Origin of the sequence: Streptomyces sp. NPDC059373 (assembly GCF_042751495.1) — a bacterium.
In the GTDB taxonomy this organism is placed as follows: domain Bacteria; phylum Actinomycetota; class Actinomycetes; order Streptomycetales; family Streptomycetaceae; genus Actinacidiphila.
Genome location: NZ_JBHYXC010000038.1, coordinates 1 through 19,168 on the forward strand (window position 1 = coordinate 1; position 19,168 = coordinate 19,168).

The 19,168-nt window shown below is 69.1% G+C and carries 17 protein-coding genes and 1 pseudogene; 4 read left to right on the top strand and 14 right to left on the bottom strand.

Going from position 1 to position 19,168, the window contains the following annotated elements; translation table 11 throughout:
• Positions 1 to 720: 720 nt before the first annotated feature.
• Positions 721 to 2,226, top strand: coding sequence for a sialidase family protein (locus ACFXJ5_RS33100; RefSeq protein WP_384639449.1), 1,506 nt, complete (start codon positions 721 to 723; stop codon positions 2,224 to 2,226).
• A 217-nt stretch (positions 2,227 to 2,443) separates the two neighbouring features.
• Here ACFXJ5_RS33100 and ACFXJ5_RS33105 read toward each other — a convergent pair.
• Positions 2,444 to 2,566, bottom strand: a pseudogene (locus ACFXJ5_RS33105) (DUF397 domain-containing protein); the annotation flags it as partial.
• A 135-nt stretch (positions 2,567 to 2,701) separates the two neighbouring features.
• Here ACFXJ5_RS33105 and ACFXJ5_RS33110 point away from each other — a divergent pair.
• The 3 genes from ACFXJ5_RS33110 (at position 2,702) to ACFXJ5_RS33120 (ending at position 5,187) form a co-directional block, all read left to right on the top strand.
• Positions 2,702 to 2,866 carry a hypothetical protein gene (locus tag ACFXJ5_RS33110; RefSeq protein WP_384639452.1) on the top strand — a complete coding sequence of 55 codons (165 nt, stop codon included), beginning with the start codon at positions 2,702 to 2,704 and terminating at the stop codon, positions 2,864 to 2,866.
• A gap of 471 nt (positions 2,867 to 3,337) precedes the next feature.
• The gene (locus ACFXJ5_RS33115) at positions 3,338 to 4,834 is read left to right on the top strand and encodes an IMP dehydrogenase (RefSeq protein ID WP_384639455.1); all 1,497 of its coding nucleotides are present in this window, start codon (positions 3,338 to 3,340) and stop codon (positions 4,832 to 4,834) included.
• Between the two features lie 17 nt (positions 4,835 to 4,851).
• Positions 4,852 to 5,187, top strand: coding sequence for a Tn3 family transposase (locus tag ACFXJ5_RS33120; RefSeq protein ID WP_384639458.1), 336 nt, complete (start codon positions 4,852 to 4,854; stop codon positions 5,185 to 5,187).
• 109 nt (positions 5,188 to 5,296) lie between these two features.
• Here the strand turns inward: ACFXJ5_RS33120 and ACFXJ5_RS33125 are convergent, their stop codons facing one another.
• From ACFXJ5_RS33125 to ACFXJ5_RS33185, 13 genes are all read right to left on the bottom strand, one after another.
• A complete protein-coding gene (locus tag ACFXJ5_RS33125) occupies positions 5,297 to 6,379 on the bottom strand; it encodes a protein kinase family protein (protein ID WP_384639461.1) in 1,083 nt (360 codons plus the stop codon).
• A gap of 539 nt (positions 6,380 to 6,918) precedes the next feature.
• Positions 6,919 to 7,578 (bottom strand): hypothetical protein, encoded by a 660-nt coding sequence (locus tag ACFXJ5_RS33130; RefSeq protein ID WP_384639464.1) that lies wholly within the window; start codon positions 7,576 to 7,578, stop codon positions 6,919 to 6,921.
• 13 nt (positions 7,579 to 7,591) lie between these two features.
• Positions 7,592 to 8,095 (bottom strand): hypothetical protein, encoded by a 504-nt coding sequence (locus tag ACFXJ5_RS33135; RefSeq protein ID WP_384639467.1) that lies wholly within the window; start codon positions 8,093 to 8,095, stop codon positions 7,592 to 7,594.
• On the bottom strand, positions 8,068 to 9,258 hold the full coding sequence (locus tag ACFXJ5_RS33140) for an MCE family protein (protein ID WP_384639470.1): 1,191 nt from the start codon (positions 9,256 to 9,258) through the stop codon (positions 8,068 to 8,070). Before ACFXJ5_RS33140 ends, ACFXJ5_RS33135 begins: the two co-directional genes overlap by 28 nt.
• Positions 9,255 to 10,508 (bottom strand): MCE family protein, encoded by a 1,254-nt coding sequence (locus ACFXJ5_RS33145; RefSeq protein ID WP_384639624.1) that lies wholly within the window; start codon positions 10,506 to 10,508, stop codon positions 9,255 to 9,257. Before ACFXJ5_RS33145 ends, ACFXJ5_RS33140 begins: the two co-directional genes overlap by 4 nt.
• Positions 10,509 to 10,546: 38 nt before the next feature.
• Entirely contained in the window at positions 10,547 to 11,689 is a 1,143-nt protein-coding gene (locus ACFXJ5_RS33150; protein ID WP_384639473.1) for an MCE family protein, read from the bottom strand.
• Positions 11,686 to 12,666, bottom strand: coding sequence for an MCE family protein (locus ACFXJ5_RS33155; protein WP_384639627.1), 981 nt, complete (start codon positions 12,664 to 12,666; stop codon positions 11,686 to 11,688). Before ACFXJ5_RS33155 ends, ACFXJ5_RS33150 begins: the two co-directional genes overlap by 4 nt.
• A gap of 44 nt (positions 12,667 to 12,710) precedes the next feature.
• Positions 12,711 to 13,748, bottom strand: a complete 1,038-nt coding sequence (locus ACFXJ5_RS33160) for an MCE family protein (RefSeq protein ID WP_384639476.1) — start codon at positions 13,746 to 13,748, stop codon at positions 12,711 to 12,713.
• On the bottom strand, positions 13,745 to 14,968 hold the full coding sequence (locus tag ACFXJ5_RS33165) for an MCE family protein (RefSeq protein WP_384639479.1): 1,224 nt from the start codon (positions 14,966 to 14,968) through the stop codon (positions 13,745 to 13,747). Before ACFXJ5_RS33165 ends, ACFXJ5_RS33160 begins: the two co-directional genes overlap by 4 nt.
• A gap of 27 nt (positions 14,969 to 14,995) precedes the next feature.
• On the bottom strand, positions 14,996 to 15,808 hold the full coding sequence (locus tag ACFXJ5_RS33170) for an MlaE family ABC transporter permease (protein ID WP_384639482.1): 813 nt from the start codon (positions 15,806 to 15,808) through the stop codon (positions 14,996 to 14,998).
• Positions 15,809 to 15,813: 5 nt separating this feature from the next.
• Complete coding sequence (locus ACFXJ5_RS33175; RefSeq protein WP_384639484.1) at positions 15,814 to 16,584, bottom strand: MlaE family ABC transporter permease; 771 nt, start codon at positions 16,582 to 16,584, stop codon at positions 15,814 to 15,816.
• A complete protein-coding gene (locus ACFXJ5_RS33180; protein WP_384639487.1) occupies positions 16,581 to 17,489 on the bottom strand; it encodes an ABC transporter ATP-binding protein in 909 nt (302 codons plus the stop codon). Before ACFXJ5_RS33180 ends, ACFXJ5_RS33175 begins: the two co-directional genes overlap by 4 nt.
• A gap of 374 nt (positions 17,490 to 17,863) precedes the next feature.
• Entirely contained in the window at positions 17,864 to 18,910 is a 1,047-nt protein-coding gene (locus ACFXJ5_RS33185) for a sigma-70 family RNA polymerase sigma factor (RefSeq protein ID WP_384639490.1), read from the bottom strand.
• Positions 18,911 to 19,168 lie beyond the last annotated feature (258 nt).

Genomic DNA, 19,168 nt, shown 5'->3' on the forward strand with positions numbered 1-19,168 from the left:
ACGGGCAGATCAAGGCCCCTGCCACCGAGGTCCTGATGGCCGCGGCCGAACGGTGGGCGACCGATACGGGCTGGTCAGTCACATAACGCCGAGCGTGTGCGGCGCGTCGCCGACGGTGGCAGGCCGACGCCGAGACCGGTGGTCGTGGCGTCGGCCTGAACGGGGGGGACGGGGGCCGCGACATCAAGGACGAGGACTGGTACTTGATGTCGGTGGCCAGGCTTCCATCAGGACTGCGGACGCCGCCCTGAAGACGCTGTTCGATGGTGTGTGCCAGACGCTTATGGGGGCGGGGTTCGACGTCGCAGTCGTCGGCATGGGGGAGCAGACCGGTCTGCGCATCCGCCGCGGAGCCAACACAGTGGGTGGTGAGCTGGACGGCTGGCGAGGAGCTGCAAGCACCGGGCATGCATATGCGCGGACACGAGTGCCAAGAAAAGCCTACTCGAGTCCTCGTACAGGCCGGATGCACCGCACTCGGCAACCGCAACAGCGAGGTAGGGGTGTGAAGCCGAGATCGCCAGAAAAACACCAATTCATGATTGACATGGTCATGTCCTACTCGGGATAGTGGCGGTCGTCCTCACGCACGTCCTGCTCGATGTTCGGTTCGGCCGGTCCTCCCCGCCCCAACCCCGCGGACGTGTATGGGGCTTGCTCGGCCGCCACCGCGCAGCACACCGATGCCGGACGTGTCCCGTCTCGGAAAGGGAACGGATCATGTCCCTGGCATCCATATTCCTGCGCCTGGCCAGACCCGGCCTGGTGACTGCGGCCCTGGCGGCCACCGCGCTGGTCGTATCGGCCGGCACCGCCACCGCCGCACCCGCACTCACCCAGATCAGCGCCGATCCCTACACCAACTCCAGCAGCCAGCATGCCACCGAGGTCGAGCCCGACACCTTCTCCTACGGCTCCACCATCGTCTCCGCCTTCCAGGTCGGCCGGTTCACCGACGGCGGCTCCTCCAACATCGGCTTCACCACGTCCACCGACGGCGGAGCCACCTGGACCAAGGGATTCCTGCCAGGGATCACCACCTACGCGGGCGGTACCTACGCCCGCGTCAGCGACCCGTCGGTGACCTACGACGCCAAGCACAACATCTGGCTGATCTCCACCATCCCGATCACCTCGGCCATCGGAGTGCCCGCCGTCTTCACCAGCCGTTCCACCGACGGCGGCCTCACCTGGAGCAACCCCGTGACCACCGCGACCGGCTCCAGCCTCGACAAGAACTGGATCGCCTGCGACAACACCTCGACCAGCGCGTACTACGGCAACTGCTACACCGAGTACGACAACAACGGCGACGGCGACCGCCTCAAGATGACCACCTCCAGCGACGGCGGAGCCACCTGGGGCACGTCGAAGAACACCGGCAACAACGCCACCGGCCTCGGCGGCCAGCCCGTCGTACAGCCCAACGGCACCGTGGTCGTGCCCGCGTCCAACGCCTCGGAGACGTCGATCCTCGCCTTCCGTTCCACCAACGGCGGCAGTTCCTGGACCTCGACCACGACCGTCGCCACTGTCAGCTCGTACACCGTGCACGGCTCCCTGCGCAGCGGCCCGCTGCCCTCGGCCGAGATCGACGCGGCGGGCAAGGTCTACGTGGTCTGGCAGGACTGCCGCTTCCGGGCCAGCGGAGGCTCCTGCACCTCCAATGACATCGTGATGTCCACGACCACCAACGGAACCACCTGGACCTCGGTGGCCCGCATCCCGATCGACGCCACGACCAGCACCGTCGACCACTTCATCCCCGGCCTCGCGGTCGACCCGGCCACCTCGGGCAGCACCGCACACCTGGCCCTGGCGTACTACTACCACCCGGTCGCCAACTGCACCGCCTCCACCTGCCAGCTGGACGTCGGATACCTCTCCTCCACCGACGGCGGCACCACCTGGACGGCACCGACCCAGCTGGCAGGGCCGATGTCCCACTCCTGGCTGGCCGGCACCACGCAGGGGACCATGGTCGGCGACTACATCTCGACCTCCTTCTCCGGCGGAACCGCCCACCCGGTCTTCGCCGTGGCGTCCGCCCCCAGCGGATCGGTCTTCAACGAGGCCATGTACACACCCGCATCGGGACTCGCCGTAGCGGCCGGCACCGCGGCCGTCACGACCGCAACCGCGCGGCAGAACGCCTTCTCGGCCTACCTGGCCGCGATCAACTACGCGCAGTGGCTGGCAGAAGGCGGCGGCGAGGACAGCCCCTGACAGCAGCCGTTGGGGCCTGTCCGGATCCGAACCGCCGGACAGGCCCCAACGCCCACAGCCCCACGAGCAGCCTGCGCACGCTCCTCAGTACAACCGCAACCCAACTGGTCACCCCACTGGTGGCGCGCCTCTACGACCTGCGGCATTCGACTCTGCCCACCTGGCTGTGCTCGGGCGCTATCACGCGGCGAGTTCAGGGGACGTGGTGTCGTCGGGGTCAGGCCAGCGGTCCCGCCTTCACGTCGGCTATGAAGGCGGCCCAGGAAGCGGCAGGGAAGACCAGCGCAGGGCCGTGCGGGTCCTTGCTGTCCCGGACGGGGACGATGCCGGGGAGCGCGTCCGCGACCTCGACTCAGTCGCCGTTGTCCCCTCCGCTATGGGTGGGCTTGCGCCACGTGGTGAGGACGGATGCCTTCTGGATGTGGCTAGCGCTCATTGTCGTATTCCTCTGCCACCGAGCGGAGCAGGTCTAGGGATGCCTCCGGTCTACGGGGCCTTCCTGGCTGCCGACGGCTACACCCCGCCGGCCTGGCGGGTGTGGTCACCGGCAGTGCCCGAAGAACGTCTTGGCCTGTACCTCATCGCGGCCGGGCTGGTGCTGGCTGTGGTGGCGCGCCTGTTCTCCGTCCGGCGCGGCTGAGCAGCGCCAGGACCAGGACGGGACGACGAGCACGGGCAGCGCGCGGCACATGCTCAGGCAGGCGTTTCCCGACCAAGTCGAATAAAGGGCCCTTTTGGGCTTACCTCGGCGATACCCGGTGCCGAAGGGTGCCAGCGCCTGGCCCGCCCGCAGGCATCCACCCGTCATGGGCGCAGCGGAGGCAGCTTCGGCGATTCCGACCGCCGCGGCCGTTCCGGAGGGTGTCGCGGAATGACAAGCGAGGTTGCCTGTCGCCAATAACTGGTCAGGATTCGTGCGCTGGCGGGGCAATCGGTAGGGTGCCAGGTCACGACCGCACCCTGCCGGATGGACGTGCTTGTCAGGGCCCTGCTGCAGCGCGTGGCACTTCCACGACTGCCATGTCGGCTCCTGCCTGCTCGGACCTTCAGACATGGGGAGCGATCTTCACGGCCGGGCAGTCGGGCTCTGGCCGACGGGTCAGGAGGAACAGTGGCACAGATCATGGCCGAGGTCTCGCGGACGTTCAACGAGTTCCTGCTTCTGCCGAACCGGACCCGAACCGACTGCTCGCCCGCCACGGTTGACCTGCGCACGCCCCTGGTTCGGCACCTTGTGGGTGAGACGTCGGCGATCGAGCTGCACTCCCCGTTCACATCCGCGATCATGCAGGCCGTCAGCACACCGGAGCTCGCGATTGCTTTGGCACGCAACGGCGGCCTGAGTTTCCTGCACCACAACCGGTCGATCCGCGACCAGGCTGCGGCGGTGCGCGAGGTGAAGAACTTCAAGGCCGGGTTCGTCACCAGCGACACCAACGTTCGCCCGGACGACAGTCTGAGCGAGCTGGTCGATGTCATGCGCCACACCGGTCACAGTACCGCGGCCGTCACCCATGACGGGACCGGCACCGGTCATCTGTTGGGTCTGGTCACCTCGCGTGACTTCCATCCCCAGCGTCACGACTTGGACGGGCCGGCTAGCGGTCGGATGACACCCATCGCTGATCTGCCCCATGCCGAGGCTGATACCACGCTCTCCGAGGCCAACGCGCTGTTGTGGGACCAGCGGCTGGACTGCCTGCCCATTCTCGACGCCGAGGGCTCTCTGCAGCATCTGGTGTTCCGGTCCGACTACGCGGACAACAAGCGGTTCCCGAACCAGGTCGTGGACGCCGCCAAGCGACTGCGCGTGGGTGCCGGCGTCAACACCCATGACTATCGCGAGCGCGTTCCCGCGCTGCTGGAGGCGGGTGCTGACGTCCTGTGCTTCGACTCCTCCGACGGCTACAGCGACTGGCAGGCACAGGCCCTGACATGGGTGAAGAAGCACTACCCGGAGGTCCCGATCGGCGGCGGCAACGTGGTCGATGGTGAGGCGTTCACCTTCCTCGCCGAGGCCGGTGCCGACTTCGTCAAGGTCGGCGTGGGCGGTGGCTCGATCTGCATCACCCGCGACCAGAAGGGCATCGGACGCGGACAGGCCAGCGCTGTGCTGGATGTGGCCGCGGCCCGCGACGCCTTCGCGGAGCGCACCGGCGCCTACGTGCCGATCTGCTCCGACGGCGGCCTGGTGCACGACTACCACGTGGCCCTGGCGCTGGCGATGGGAGCCGACTTCGTCATGATGGGGCGCTACTTCGCCCGCTTCGACCAGGCTGCCGGCGCGAAGCTCCCTACCCGCGACGGCTTCGTGAAGGAGTACTGGGGCGAGGGCTCGAACCGGGCCCGCAACTGGCAGCGTTACGGGCAGGGCGGGCAGGGGCTGATCTTCGAGGAGGGCGTCGACGGCTGCGTCCCCTACGCCGGTGACCTTAACGAGGGCCTCGCTGTGACCATCGCCAAGCTCAAGACCACCATGGTCTCCTGCGGCTCCGCCACGCTGCCGGAATTCCAGTCCACCGCCCGACTCACCCTGGTCTCGGACCAGAGCTTCCAGGAGAGCCACGCCAACGTCACCCTGCGGGACACTCCCACCACGGTGGCCTGACATTCCTTCACCTGAAGATGCCGAGGTCAGGCAGGACATACCCTGAGAGGCGGCTGCCCTGCCGCCACCGGCAGCGGGGCTGGGCCTCGGTGCGGTGGGCCTGGGGTCCGCTGCTGATGCAGGAGGTCCTGGCCGATCCGAAGTGGGCCGACAAGCTCACCGACGCGGACCGCCGGGCGCTGTCGCCGCTGTTCTGGACCCATGTGAATCCGTACGGCCGGTTCGAGCTGGACATGAACAGCCGCCTGGACCTGGAGCTTGCGGCTGCGGCTGCGGCTGCGGCTGCGGCTGCGGCTGCGGTGACAGTGCCTGGCCCACGTAGTCCGCAGAGCGAGGCCTCAGCTACAAGGTGACCCGAGCTACTGCCGGATGGTCGTAGAGCCCGGGAAGGTGCACCGAGAGGCCCGTCGGTAGGCAGCGACCGTGGCCGCCGATGCCGGACAGCCGAGGCGAGGGCGTGGATCAGCTCGGGGTTGTGGCGCCAGCGCCCAACTGCCGCTCGATCTCCGCGGCCGGGAACGGCGTCTGCTTGCTCTCGGTGAACAGGCGGCGGAAGAAGGAGTCCACGACGACGGTAGAGCGTGCGTGCCGGTCGATGATGGCCGTGATCTCGGGCGGGATGTCGCCAGGTCGCCGGCCCGCGATCCAGTCGTGCAGGAAGACTTCGCGTTCCGTGTCACCGCGCACGCCGTCGAGCAAGTGGTACTGGAGCAGGTGGCTCGCGGTGTAGCAGCGGTCGTACGCGAGGTGGTCCGAGAGGAAGTTGGACTCGTCCGCCGAAAGGTCGAAGCGGGCGCTCAGGGCAAGTCCGAAGTCAGCGAAGTAGAGCTGCTGGCCATCGGTCAGGATGTTGTCGAAGTGAGCATCGAAGTGGACAAGTCCGCGAGAACTCATGAAGGCAGATCCGCTCATCAGAGCTTCCTCCACCCAGCGGAAGGGCGAGCCGTCTCCGCCTTCCGGCACGGCGGTTTTGCGGTGGTCGGCCAGCCATCCGGCGAGTGTGTGCGGCACGTGCTCCAGGAAGACCACCAGGCTGCACGAGGACTGGCCGATGGCCTCCAGCCGGTCACGAACGGCGGGTGATCCCTCCCAGTGCGCGACGGCCCCCTCCAGGCCCCCGAACACGTCGGTGAATCCTTCGGGAGGGGAGTCAGGCAGAACCCGCCAGTGGTACATCAGGGGGAATCCCGCATACTCGCCGCCGAGAACCCAGTTCGTGGTCATGGTGTGCACGGCAAGCTCCCGCCAGGCACCGAACCCGGCCGAGCCCACCCCGTACTGGTAGAACATCGGCAGTTCGAAGACGTTCGCCGTCGACCGCACGTTCTCCGGGTGCAATTCGGTGTCCGTCAAAGGGATCCGCTTGACGAAGACGCGCGTTCCGTTGATGTCCAGCTCTGCCGACCTGCCGCCGATGCCCGACCCGAGCGGGGTAGCGGCTGCCACGATCTCCCCGAGCCGGTGGTCACTCAGCAAGGAGAGCTGAGTGCTCACGGTCCCGTAACCAGCCAGGCGAGCGGCGCGCAGCAAATCCTGGTCCAGCATCAACGGCCCCTCGATGCCCGAACCAGGGCTTCGGCAATCCCACGTACGGCACCGACCTTACGCTGAAAAGGTCAGCCACTCTCATAGACGACCCTTTGCCCGAGCAAGATCAAATAGAGTGGGATGAAGATCACTGAGAAGCAGATCTGCTCTCAGAACCCGTTCGCGCTCAAAAGTGACAGGGGTAGGGTTCTGCGACTTGCGTTATGCGAAAATTCGAGTCCATGACGGCCCCTCAAGAAGAGCAGCGGGTGCCGACCCCGGCCAACCGAGGGCCGGGGCAGCCTTGGCGGCCCGGCAGGTCGGTGCCCGCGGCCATCGACCTCAGTCTGCCGAGCGCGGACATCCGCATCGGCTATGTCCGCCGTCGTCCGGCTCGCCGGCAACCACCCGCTCCGCTTCGGTGCCGCTCATCGGATGCAGCAGCAGGCGCGCTGTCAGGAGATCATCCACGGCATGGAGGAGTATCACGCGGGATCGCCGTACCAGACGGGGATTACGCGGCCGGTTGGCCGTTGCCGGCCCGTGCTCCCCCGCGATCACAGCGCGTCGACGGCGCTCACCTTCCATCCGCCGGCGGTGCGGGTCAGCGTCATTCGGACGCGGTTCAGGTCGAGCCGTGGTGCGGAGAGTCGGGTGCTGTCGGTGACCTGGTTGACGAAGAGCAGCACCACAACCTTGTCGGGCGTCGCGGAGACGACCGCGGGGCCGGCGGCGACGGTGGCTGTGACGACGCCCTGGTACTTCGTGGCGGTGGGGGTGACGACGGTACGGGTGGTCCTGGCGTAGGTGTCGCGGAACGTGCCGGTCAGGTGCGTGCGGGCGGCGGTGAAGTCCCGGCCGAGGTGGCGGTAGTCGTAGGAGAGGATCACCGGCGCCGCGTTGCGGGCGGCTGCCACGGCCTGCGTGCGGGCCTGGCCGGTGCGTTCGGCGTCGCGGTATGCGAGTCCGAGAAACGTGGCGGCCACCAGGCCGCCGACGAGGAGCAGGACCAGGGCCCCGGCTCGGATCCGAACGGGAATACGGGGGCGAGAGCGAAGGCCGAGGCGAGGGCGCGCGGGCGCACTGGCCTCGGCCTGTACGGGGTAGACGTGCACGACACGCCCCGCGGGCCCAGCCGGCTTCACCGGCTCGACGAGCTCCGCGCGTTCGACGCGCTTCGCCGCCGCGCGGGCAGCGGCGGCCATGTTGGTCACCATGGTCTGTCTCCTCTCAGCCGACGAACTCGACGTCGGATGTCAGCCAGCGCCCGTCCACGGAGCGGAGGTCGAGCTGGAGCCGGTAGGTACGGGCCTCGCCGTTCGGGGTGGCGGTGTTGGTGACCTTGCTGTCGGCGACGACAAGGACGCGGGCGGAGGTGTCGTCGGCGCGGACGATGCCCGCATCGAGGATCTGGCCCTCGGAGACGGACTTGTTGGCGGCGACCAGTTGGGTGAGCTGGGCGGTCTGCTGGGTGAACTGCTTCTTGAAGTCGCCTGTGGCGCCGCTGAGGACGTTCTTGCTGTCCTGGGCGTAGTGCCGGTAGTCCAGCGAGGTGAAGTTGAGAGCCGACTGCCGGGCCGCGGCGACGATGTCCTGGTCGCGGCGGTCGTCCGCGTACCGCTGTTGGAGCCGCAGGCCGTACCAGCCGGAGAAGCCGGCGAGCAGTACGGCAACGACGCCGAGCGCGGCGAGGATGCGGCGGTCGGTCACACCATGGGGCCAACGAGCAGCCATTGCCATGAATCCTTTCCGAAGACGGCCTGTTGTCCGCCGGTCGAGCCGATGGAGACGCTGCCCTTGGGCGCGTTCTGAGCCCCGCGCACGGAGGTCTTGGAGCCGCGGGGGGCGGTGCAGCGGGCCTGGGTGTTGGCGGGGCGGTCCGCGGTCTCGGCGGGGTCGCGGCGCTGTGTGGAGCCGTAGCCCTGACGGCAGGGCGGGGGGTCGTCGGCGTTGACGACGAGCCCGAAGTGGGCGGTGTTGTCGCCCGGGAGGACGGTGAAGCTGCCGGCGACGACGGCGGGGAAGGTGACCAGGGCCTGCTCGACTCCGGGGAGCCGGGCCACGACGACCTGGCCGCCGCTGATGAGGTTGCCGAGCAGCACCGGCAGCGCGGAGCTGTTGTCCTTGAGCAGGGCGTCCAGCTCGTGCGAGGCGCTGACGCCGTTGTCCATGAGGCGCCGGATGTCCGCGTCGCGGTCCTTGAGGGTGGCGCTGAGGTCGGCCAGGTCATGGGAGAAGGACCGGATCGCCGAGCCCTTGTCCGCCTGGGTCTTCAGCACCGTACGGGAGTTCTCGATCAGGCCGATGGTCTGCGGAAGGTTGCGTTCGGCGGCGTCGACGAGGCTGTTGCCGGAGTCGACCAGGCGCGTCAGATCGGGGCCGGTACCGGCGAAGGCGGAGCCGAGCTCGTCGACGGTGACCTTCAGATCCTTCTTGCCGACGGAGTTGACGAGGCGGTCGAGGCTGAGGATCAGCTCGGTGGTGGGCAGCGGGGTGCGGGTGTCCCGGCGGGCGATCGTGCTGCCGTCGTGCAGATACGGGCCCGTGGCGGCGCGCGGCTGCAGGTCGACGTACTGCTCCCCGACGGCGGAGCGGTTGGCGACAACGGCGAGGGTGTCGGCGGGGATGCGGGATCCGCCGGTGATGCGCAGGTCCACGGCCACACCGTCGGCGCCGCTCAGCCTCAGCCCTCCCACGCGGCCCACCGGCACGCCCCGGTAGGTCACCTCGGCCCCCGAGAAGACACCGCCGGAGTCGGCGAAGTCGACGTGCACGGTGTAACCCCGGTCCATGATGCGCTCGCCGAGACCGGCGTACTCGGCGCCCACATAGGACACCCCGAGGGCGGTGACGGCGGCGAAGGCGGCCAGCTGGAGCTTGACGGTACGGCTGATCACGCGCCCAGCCCCCTTGTCATGAGGTCGGCGAGTTTCCAGTCGACGCCGTCGGCGGACCGCGTGCCGCCGTCGTAGGAGGCCTGGCTGCCGGTGCACAAGGGCGGGCAGAGCGGGCCGCCGGAGGTCTTCGTGGGGCCGGGGGTCGGCACCGGTGCAGGCGGCACGCCCGGCGGTGCCGGTACGCCGGGCAGAGTCGGTACGCCGGGCAGAGTCGGCAGGGGCGTGGGGAGGGCGGGCAGGCCCGGCAGGGTCCCCGAGCCGGAACCGGCCCCGGGGCCCCGGGACGAGCCGCCCGAGCCCTTGCTCAGGTTGCCGTAGAGGCTCTTCAGATCCAGATCGGCGGTGATCTTGAGGTTGACGTAGTCGCCCTTGATGGCGTCGGTCACGTTGCGCGGGAAGGGGTAGGTGGTCATCAGTTCCAGGGCGTTGGGGAGGTCGGAGCCCGCCTGGTTGAGCCGGGTGAGGATCGGCCGCAGGTTGCGCAGGTTGGCGATGACGTCGTCACCGGAGGCGTTGATGACCCTGGTGCCGACCTTGCCGAGGTCGGACAGCGAGGTCAGCATCCTGGTCAGGTCGCGACGCTGGTCGGCGAGGATCTTCAGGGCCGGCGGGATGGAGTCGAGCGCCTTGCCGATGGTTGTCTGCTGCTCCTTGAGGGTCCGGGAGAGCTTGTCGACGCCCTTGAGCGCACGGACGATCTCCGACTTCTGGTCGTCGAGACCGCCGACGAAGGTGTCCAGCTCCTTGAGCAGGCTCTTGATCCGGTCCTCGCGCCCGGTCAGGGCTTTGTTCAACTCATGGTCGATGGTGTGAAGTTGCGCCACGCCACCACCGTTGAGCAGTGCCGACAGCGCGGACAGCACCTCCTCGATCTCGGGGTTGCGGCCGCTGCGGGACAGCGGGATCACATCCCCGTCGCCGAGCCGCCCGGACGGCGTGACCCCGGTCGGGGCCTCCAGAGCGACGTACTTCTCGCCGAGCATGCTGGTCTGCCGCAGGTCGGCGACCGCGTTGCCGGGTAGCTTCACCGAGTCGGCGACCCTTAGGCGCACGCGGGCGTGCCAGCCGTCCAGCTCGACCTTCTCGACGGCGCCCACCGTCACGTTGTTGACCTTCACCGCGGACTGCGGCACCAGATCGAGCACATCCCGGAACTCCACCGTGACGTGGTACGCGTGCCCGTCCGCGGCGGCGCCGCCCGGCAGCGGCACGTCGTACAGCCCGTTGAACTGGCAGGCCGTCAGCAGCATCGCACCGGCGGCGGCCCACAGCACCGTCTTGACGCTCCTCACGCGGGCACCCCCAGGATCCCGCCCAGCGTCTTGTCGACCGTGCCGGTGCCTGTCGCCGCCGTCGCGCCCTTCACCGACGGCAGGGCGTCGAACAGCTTCTTCAGGCTCGCGCAGTCCGCCTTCTCGCCGGCCGTCCGCAGCAGCGAGCACACCAAGGACGCCGGGTCTTGGGCCTGCTCGGCGTTGTTGCGGGTGTCCAGAGTGCCGGAAGACGGGTTGTAGGCGTTCTGCAGATTGGACAGCCCGGCGGGCACCACATCCATGAACTCCTCCAGCGCGGCCCGTTGTTTCACCAGCACGCGGGTGACCTCGCTGAGCCCCTTCACATCGGTGGTGAGCCGCTTCTTGTTGTCGCGTACGAAGACCGCCACGTCGCCGAGCGCGGTCGACAACTGCTTGAGCGCCGCGGACAGGTCGTCCCGCTCCCCCGACAGCTGCCCGGCGACCTGGGCCAGGCTGTCGTTGAAGGACCGGACGCTCTGGTCGTCAGCGGCCAGCGCGGCGGTGAACAGCTGCAGATTCCGTACGGTCCCGAAGAGATCGGTCCGCCCGTCGGAGAGGGTGGTGACGGCCAGCGAGAGGTCCTTGACCGTCTGGTTCAGCCGCTCGCCCTGACCGTCGAGATTGTCGGCGCTGACGCCGAGCAGCCGGGACAGGGACCCGTCCTTGTTGGCGCCGCGCGGGCCCAGGGCCTCCGCCGTGGTGTGCAGGCTGTCGAAGACGCGGTCCAGCTCGACGGGGACTGCGGTGCGGCCTTCGGGAATGACGGCGCCGCCGCGCATCACCGGGCCGGACCGGTAGACCGGCAGGAGCTGGACGTAACGGTCGCTGACGACCGAGGAGTTGATGATCGCGGCCTGGGCGTCGGCGGGGACCTTCCGCGCCGCGTCGTAGCTCAGCTCGACCCGGACCCGGCCCCCCTCGGGCGTGATCCTCTTGACCTCGCCGATCCGGACGCCGAGCACCCGGACGTCAGAACCGGGGTAGATGCCGACGGTGCGCGAGAAGTACGCGGTGACGGTGACGGCCGGGCTCCGCGGCCACAGGACGACGGCGAGACACGCGACCACCGCCAGCGCGGTGACCAGCGCCAGACCGCGCAACAGGCGGCGCGTACGGAGCTTTTCGAGGCGGCTCATCGCGACCCTCCGGTCCGGGGAGTGACGGGCGCGGCGACGACGTTCTGGACGTAGGTGTCGAACCAGCGCCCGTTGCCGAGGGTGTTGGTGAAAACCCGCGCGTAGGGCGCGAGCAGCTTGATGCTGCGGTCCAGGCTGGTCTGGTTGCGCTGGAGCATCCGTATCACCGTGTCGAGGCGGCTCAGCGCGGGCCCGATCTCCTTGCGGTTGTCGTCGACGAGGCCGGACAGCTGGGTGCCGAGCGTGGTGGCGCTGACGAGCAGATCGTGGATGGCCGTGCGCCGCCGGTTGAGTTCCTGGAGCAGCTTGTCGCCGTCCTTGATGAGGGTGACCAGTTGTCCGGAGCGGTCGGCGAGGACACCGGTGACGCCGTTGGCGTGGTCGAGGAGTTGGCGCAGCGCCTGGTCCCGGGAGGCGACGGTCCGGGAGAGCCGGGACAGTCCGGTGATGGACGCCTTCACCTCGGCCGGGGAGTCCTTGAAGGTGCCCGAGATGGTGTCCAGCGCGGTGGCCAGTTGATCGGTGTCGATTTTCTCACTGGTGGTGGTGAGGTCGCTGAAGGCCGCCACGACGTCGTACGCGGAGACCGTGCGCGACCGCGGTATCTCGCTGCCCGGCGCCAGCTGCCCGGGACCCTTCGGCTCCAGTGCCAGGTACTTGGCGCCAAGGATCGTCTTGATCCGGATCGAGGCTCCGGTCGTGGTGCCCAGGTGCTGTTCCCCCTTGACCCGGAAGGTCACCTTCACGTGGTCCCCGTCGAGTTCGACGGCGTCGACCTTGCCGGCCTTGACGCCGGCGATGCGTACCTCGTCACCGGGCTTCAGCCCGCCCGCCTCGGAGAAGGCCGCGCTGTAGCGCTCACCGCTGCCGATCAGCGGCAGGTCCTGGACGTTGAAGGCGGCGACGACCAGCAGGGCGATCACGCTGAGTCCGACGGCGCCGATGACGACGGGATTGCGGTCGCGGAACGGCTTCATCCTGGGGATGCGTTGGCGCGTCATCCTGGGAATCCGTAGGCGCCTCATCCCGCGCACCTCGCCTGCTGGACGTGGAGTTCCGGGGTGAGCGTCCTGGCGGTCTTCGGCAGGACGACCCGTCCGTCGAAGTCGCAGAGGTAGAAGTTGAACCAGGATCCGTAGGACGCCGTCGCGGTGAGCTTGTCGAGCTTGTTCGGCAGTCGCTTCAGGACGCCCTCCACGGTCTTCTGGTTGTCGTTCAGCGTCTTGGAGAGGTCGGACAGCTGCGAGATGTCGGAGCGCAGTGCCGGGCGGCCCTGCTCCAGCAGGCCCGAGGTGGCACCGGACAGATCGCTGATGCGCACCAGCGAGTCGCCGATGGCGGTGCGGTCGGCGGAGAGCCCCGAGACCACCCGCCGCAGCTGGGTGAGCAGCTCCGAGAAGCGGGCGCTGCGCTGGTCGAGGGTGCCCAGGACCTCGTTGAGGTTGTCGACGACGGAGCCGATCAGCTGGTCGCGGTCGGCGAGTGTCGAGGTCAGCGACGCCGTGTGGGCCAGCAGGCTGTTGACCGTGCCGCCCTCGCCCTGCAGGGTGCGGATGATCTCGTACGCGAGCTGGTTGACGTCCCTTGGGCTCAGCGCGGCGAACAGCGGCTTGAAGCCGTTGAGCAGCGCGGTCAGGTCCAGCGCGGGCCGGGTCCGGGACAGCGGGATGCGCCCGCCGGGCCTGAGCCGGGTCCCGTCCCCGGGGCCCTCGGTGAGCGCGATGTACCGCTGGCCGACCAGGGTCCGGTAGCGGATGACGGCGCCCGTGCCGGTGAGCAGCGGCCGGGCGCGGTCGACGGTGAAACTGACCTCGGCGACCGTACGGTCCCCCGCCGTCGTCGTGCGGATGTCCTTGACCTCGCCGACCCGCACCCCGGCCACGCGGATGTCGTCGCCGACCTCCAGGCTGGTGACATCGCTGAAGACCGCGCTGTACGAATCGGTGGAGGTGAAGCGGACATTGACGATGGTGGCCGCGAGCAGCGCGGTTGCCAGGATCGTCACCATGGCGAAGATGCTGAACTTGATCAGCGGTGCGGTGGTCTCCATCGCCTTCATCCGACGCTCACCGCCGTCCCGCGGGCCAGGGGGCCGAAGAGCAGGGTCGCGACCGGCGGCACCTGGTCCGCGGGCACCCCCATGACCGGTGCGACCAGCGCGCCGATGACGTCCTGCTCGGATGCCGACGCGCTCGACGCCCTCGTTCCGTCGTTGAGATGGAGGTCGGGCGCCGGCACCTGCGGACTGGGCAGACCACGGCAGTCGGGGCCGGACCGGTCGGCGTAGCGCGGCTCCTCGCCGGGGTGGTACGCCGGGCGCGACTGGACGATCTCCAGGGTGATGTGCATCTCGCCGCCGGCGAAGACCTTCTCGCTCATCGGCTCCTGCTTCGCCAGTCCACCCAGCAGGCAGGGGAATTCGGGTGAGTAACGGGCCAGCAGCGCCAGCGTGGGTCGGGAGATCCGGTTCAGGGTGATGATCCGGTCGGCGTTGTCGCTCAGCACGCCCTGCCCGGTCTTCGCGAAGGCGGTGGTCCCGGTCAGCAGCGCCGCGAAGGTGTCCCGCTTCTCGACCAGGGTGTGGCTGGTGGTGATGGTGTTGCGGAGCACCTTCAGCAGGTCCGGTGCCGCGTCCGCGTACACCGCGGTCACGTCGGCGAAGCGGGTGATGTCCTCCTTGATCTGCGGCATGTGCGGGTTGAGTGTGTGCAGATAGCGCTGTACGCGGGCGAGGTTGCCGCCGATCCGGTCGCCGCGCCCCTCCAGGGCGTCGGCGAAGGCGGACAGCGTGGCATTGAGCTCGGCGGGCTGGACGGTACGCAGCAGCGGCAGCAGGTCGTTCATCAGCTGCTGCACCTCGATGCCGGCCCTGGTGCGGTCCTGGGTGATCACGTCTCCCGCCCGGATGTGGCGCGTTGCGGGCTTGCGGGGCACGACCAGGTCGACGTACTTCTCACCGAAGAGGGTCTTGGGCAGCAGCCGCGCCTCGACATTCGCGGGGATGTCGTCGACATGCTCGGGGTTCAGCGCGATGCCGAGGCTCGCCTTCGTCCCGTCGGCGCGCACATCTCGGACCTGGCCGACGATCAGGCCGCGCAGCTTGACGTCGGCGACGGGCTCCAGTTGGTTGCCGATGGTGTCGGCCTGGAGGGTGATGCGTACCACGGGTGTGAAGGCCTGGCGGTAGGCGGCCACGGCGAGCGACAGCAGCAGGGCCAGTACGGCGAGGAACACCAGACCGTACAGCCTCAGCTTGACGGGTGATGTCCCCGCCTTCATTGGTTTCGCCTGTTTCATGAACATGGGTTATCCCGCGATCCGTACGGTCGTGTTGGCTCCCCAGATCGCCAGGCTGAGAAAGAAGTCGAGGACGTTGATGGCGACGATGGAGGTGCGTACCGCCCTGCCGACCGCGACGCCGACGCCCGCGGGGCCTCCCTTGGCGTGGTAGCCGTAGTAGCAGTGCACGAGGATGATCAGGACGGCGAAGGCGATCACCTTGCCGAAGGACCACAGCACGTCCACGGGCGGCAGGTACTGGTGGAAGTAGTGGTCGTAGGTGCCCGCTGACTGCCCGTGAAAGCCGGTGGTGATGGTGCGGGCGGCCAGATATGAGGAGAGCAGCCCGATCACGTACAGCGGGACGACGGCCATGAAACCGGCGATCATGCGGGTCGTGACGAGGAACGGCAGCGAGGGGACGGCCATCACCTCCAGCGCGTCGACCTCCTCGCTGATCCGCATCGCCCCCAGTTGCGCGGTGAATCCGGCCCCGACGGTCGCGGACAGGGCGAGCCCGGCGACCAGGGGCGCGATCTCGCGGGTGTTGAAGTACGCGGACAGGAAGGCCACGAAGTTCGAGGTGCCGAGCTGGTTGAGGGCCGCGTATCCCTGCAGCCCGACCTCGGTGCCGGTGAAGAAGGACAGGAAGGCGATGACACCGACGGTGCCGCCGACCACGGCCAGCGCGCCGCGACCGAAGCTCACCTCGGCGAGCAGCCGCAGGACTTCCTTCTTGTAACGGCGCAGCGTACGGCCGGTCCAGGCGAGCGAGCGCCCGTAGAAGGTCAGCTGGCCGCCCAGCTCCTCCAGTCGTTGCATGACATTGGTCAGCGCCATCCGCCTCAGCCCTTCTGCGGAACGATTTGGAAGTAGACGGCGGTCATCACGAAGTTGGTGACGAACAGCAGCATGAAAGTGATCACCACAGACTGGTTGACGGCGTCACCGACGCCCTTCGGCCCGCCCTTGGCGGTCAGGCCCTTGTACGCGGCGACGATCGCGGCGATCGCTCCGAAGACCACGGCCTTCAGTTCGCCCGCGTACAGGTCGGGCAGCTGGGCGAGGGTGGTGAAGGAGGCCAGATAGGCGCCCGGAGTGCCGTTCTGCAGGACGACGTTGAAGAAGTAGCCGCCGGCCACGCCGACCACCGATACCAGGCCGTTGAGCAGCACCGCCACCACCATGGAGGCCAGGACCCGGGGGACGACCAGGCGGTGGATGGGGTCGATGCCCAGCACCTCCATCGCGTCGATCTCCTCGCGGATCTTGCGCGCCCCCAGGTCAGCGCAGATCGCCGAACCGCCCGCGCCCGCGATCAGCAGCGCGGTCACGATCGGCGAGGCCTCGCGCAGCACCGCCAGGACAGAGGCGGCGCCGGAGAAGGACTGCGCGCCCAGCTGGCGGGTGAGGCTGCCGATCTGCAGCGCGATCACCGCGCCGAAGGGGATGGACACCAGCGCGGTCGGCAGGATCGTCACACTGGCGACGAACCAGGCCTGCTGGATGAACTCCCTCACCTGGAACGGCCTTCGCGGCAGCGTCCGCAGCACGTCCAGCGCCAGGGCGAAGAGGCTGCCGGTGTGCCGCAGGCCCGCGGTCGGAGAGAGGGTCATGCGCGTACCCCCTCCTCCCGCGCGGCGATGGCCTCCCAGCGGGGCGGGCGAGCGATGGCGGCGCTGGGCAGCAGCCGCGGGGTCACGACGACACCGGCCGTGTCGTCGAGCCCCGCCAGCTCCTGCTCGACCTGGGAGGCGTCCTTCTCCTCCGCCATCCCGATCGGGCCCTCCATCCGCCCGTTGAGGAACTGCCGTACGACCGGCTCGTCACTGGCCAGCAGGTCCTCGCGCGGCCCGAACATCACCAGCTCGCGGCGGAACAACAGCCCGATGTTGTCCGGCACCTGGCGGGCGGAAGCGATGTCGTGCGTGACGATCAGGAAGGTCGCGTTGATCTGCGCGTTCAGATCCACGATCAGCTGGTTGAGATACGCCACGCGGACCGGGTCGAGCCCGGAGTCGGGCTCATCGAAAAGGATGATCTCCGGGTCCAGGACGAGCGCCCGCGCGAGCCCCGCCCGCTTGCGCATACCGCCCGATATCTCCCCGGGCAGCTTCTCCTCCGCGCCGATCAGGCCGACCATGTCCATTTTCTCCAGCACGATGCGCCGGATCTCGCTCTCGCGTTTGCGGGTGTGCTCGCGCAGGGGGAAGGCGATGTTGTCGTACAAGTTCATGGAGCCGAAAAGAGCGCCGTCCTGGAACAGCACGCCGAACAGCTTCCGCACCTCGTAGAGATCGTGCTCGCGCAGCCGGGTGATGTCCCGGTCCGCGACCTGGATCGATCCCCGGTCCGGTTTGAGCAGGCCGACCAGCGTCTTCAGGAAGACCGACTTACCGGTACCCGAGGGGCCGAGCATCACCGAGATCTCTCCGGCAGGAAGCGTCAGCGAGACGTCCTGCCAGATGACCTGGTGGCCGAAGGACTTCGTCAGCCCTTCGACACGGATCTCCACACCCATCCGGAATCCCTTCAACAACGACCACGCTGTCGTTGACAGACCGGGGCACGGACGGGAAGCAGGGAGACCCGCGCTCCCGGCCTGTCCTCTGCTCTACGGCGGGGAGCGCCGCGTCCGTCGCGGCGATAGGCATTTTTTTTCGGCGGGGGTCGCCCCACCGGCGCGCACCCGGCAACGGCGTCGACCGGCGGCCGCCGCATACCCGTCAGGCCACACGGAGCCACCGGGAACGTCCGCCGGCGCGGGCGGGCGTGACCGCCACCGGGACGCCGCCCACCGCGCGAACCATGGGCACGGGGAGGGCCGCGCCCACCCGCGCCCACCGGGCGCACCCCCGGGAAACCGACGAACACCGGGTGCCGGCGGCAGCCCGGTCAGGGCCGCACGGGACCGCCCGGAACGTCCGGCCGCGCGGGCGGCGTGACCGTCACCGGGACGCCGCCCACCGCGCGAACCGGGGGCACCTCAGAGACCGACGGAATCGGAGGGACCGCCGTCACGTCGGGCACCGCCGGCACCGCCGGCACGGCAGGCGTCCGGGGCAGTTGGGACACCTGCGGCGTGGAGACATCCGGCACCGGCACGCGCACCGGAACGCCGAGGCGCGGCGCTGGCGAAGTCCCGGCGGACGGGGTCGCCGGCACCGCACCGCCGCTCCGGCCCGGCCGGTCCGCCCGCCCGGGCCGGTGCGGCTGACCGCCGGAGCCGGGCGGCCGCGGGCTGTCCTTCACCATCGGCACCATCGGCACCGTCCGCTGCGCACGTGGCGGCCCCGCCGCGTCACCCGCATACGGAACCGCCAGTCCCAGCACCGTGAGCGTCGCCGCCGTGGACAGCGCTGCCGCCGCCTGCAAGCCACCGCCGCCGCCTGCGGGCCGCGGCCGCGCCACGCGCCCGCACACCCACAGTGCGATGCCGAATGTCGCGGCGAGCGACTGCCGCAGCGCCCTCCGGGCCCTGGCCAGCAACGACTCGACAGCCCGGTAGCTGAGCCCCATGTGGGACGCCACCTGCTCGACGTCGAGGTCCTGCGACTTCAGCCGAAGCGCCTCCGCCTGCCGGGCGGGCAGTTCCCCGCTCTGCCCGGCCAGCCAAATCGCCTCCGCGCGATCACACACCGACTCCTCCAGAGTCGCTGGCGCCGGCATCGCGTGGGTCGCGAGACTGCCCACCTCCGTCTCGCGGTTGACCTGCCGGTACCGGTCCGCGCACAGCCGTATGGTCACGGTCGTCAGCCAGGCACCCAGCCGCTCGTCGTCGACGTGCGGGTTCTCCACGGCGCGCAGCATCGCCTCATGGACGGCGTCCTCCGCGTCCTCCCGGCTCATGGACCGGCGTCGCGCAACTCTCAGCAGCTGTTCACGGTGGCTCCACATGCGCTGCCACCGCTCGTCCGAGCCGCGATAGGTTTCCGTCGTCATCAGCACCCCTCGCGCTTTCACACCGAGCGGCGCCGACATTACTCCCCAGTAAGGCTGACGGGGAGGGGGCGGTTTCCGCCAGCCGCCGGGTCCAGGAACATGAGGCCTTCCGGGATCTATCTGCGGCGACCGGGGCGCAGGCCTTCTGAGCTGGGATTTCGCCCACCAGATGCCCCATCCCCGGCAGCGGCCGCCGCTACCCGGACCCCGTACTCCCGCCCGTTATCGCCGCCATCGAGGCCGAGCGGTGCGCCCCTA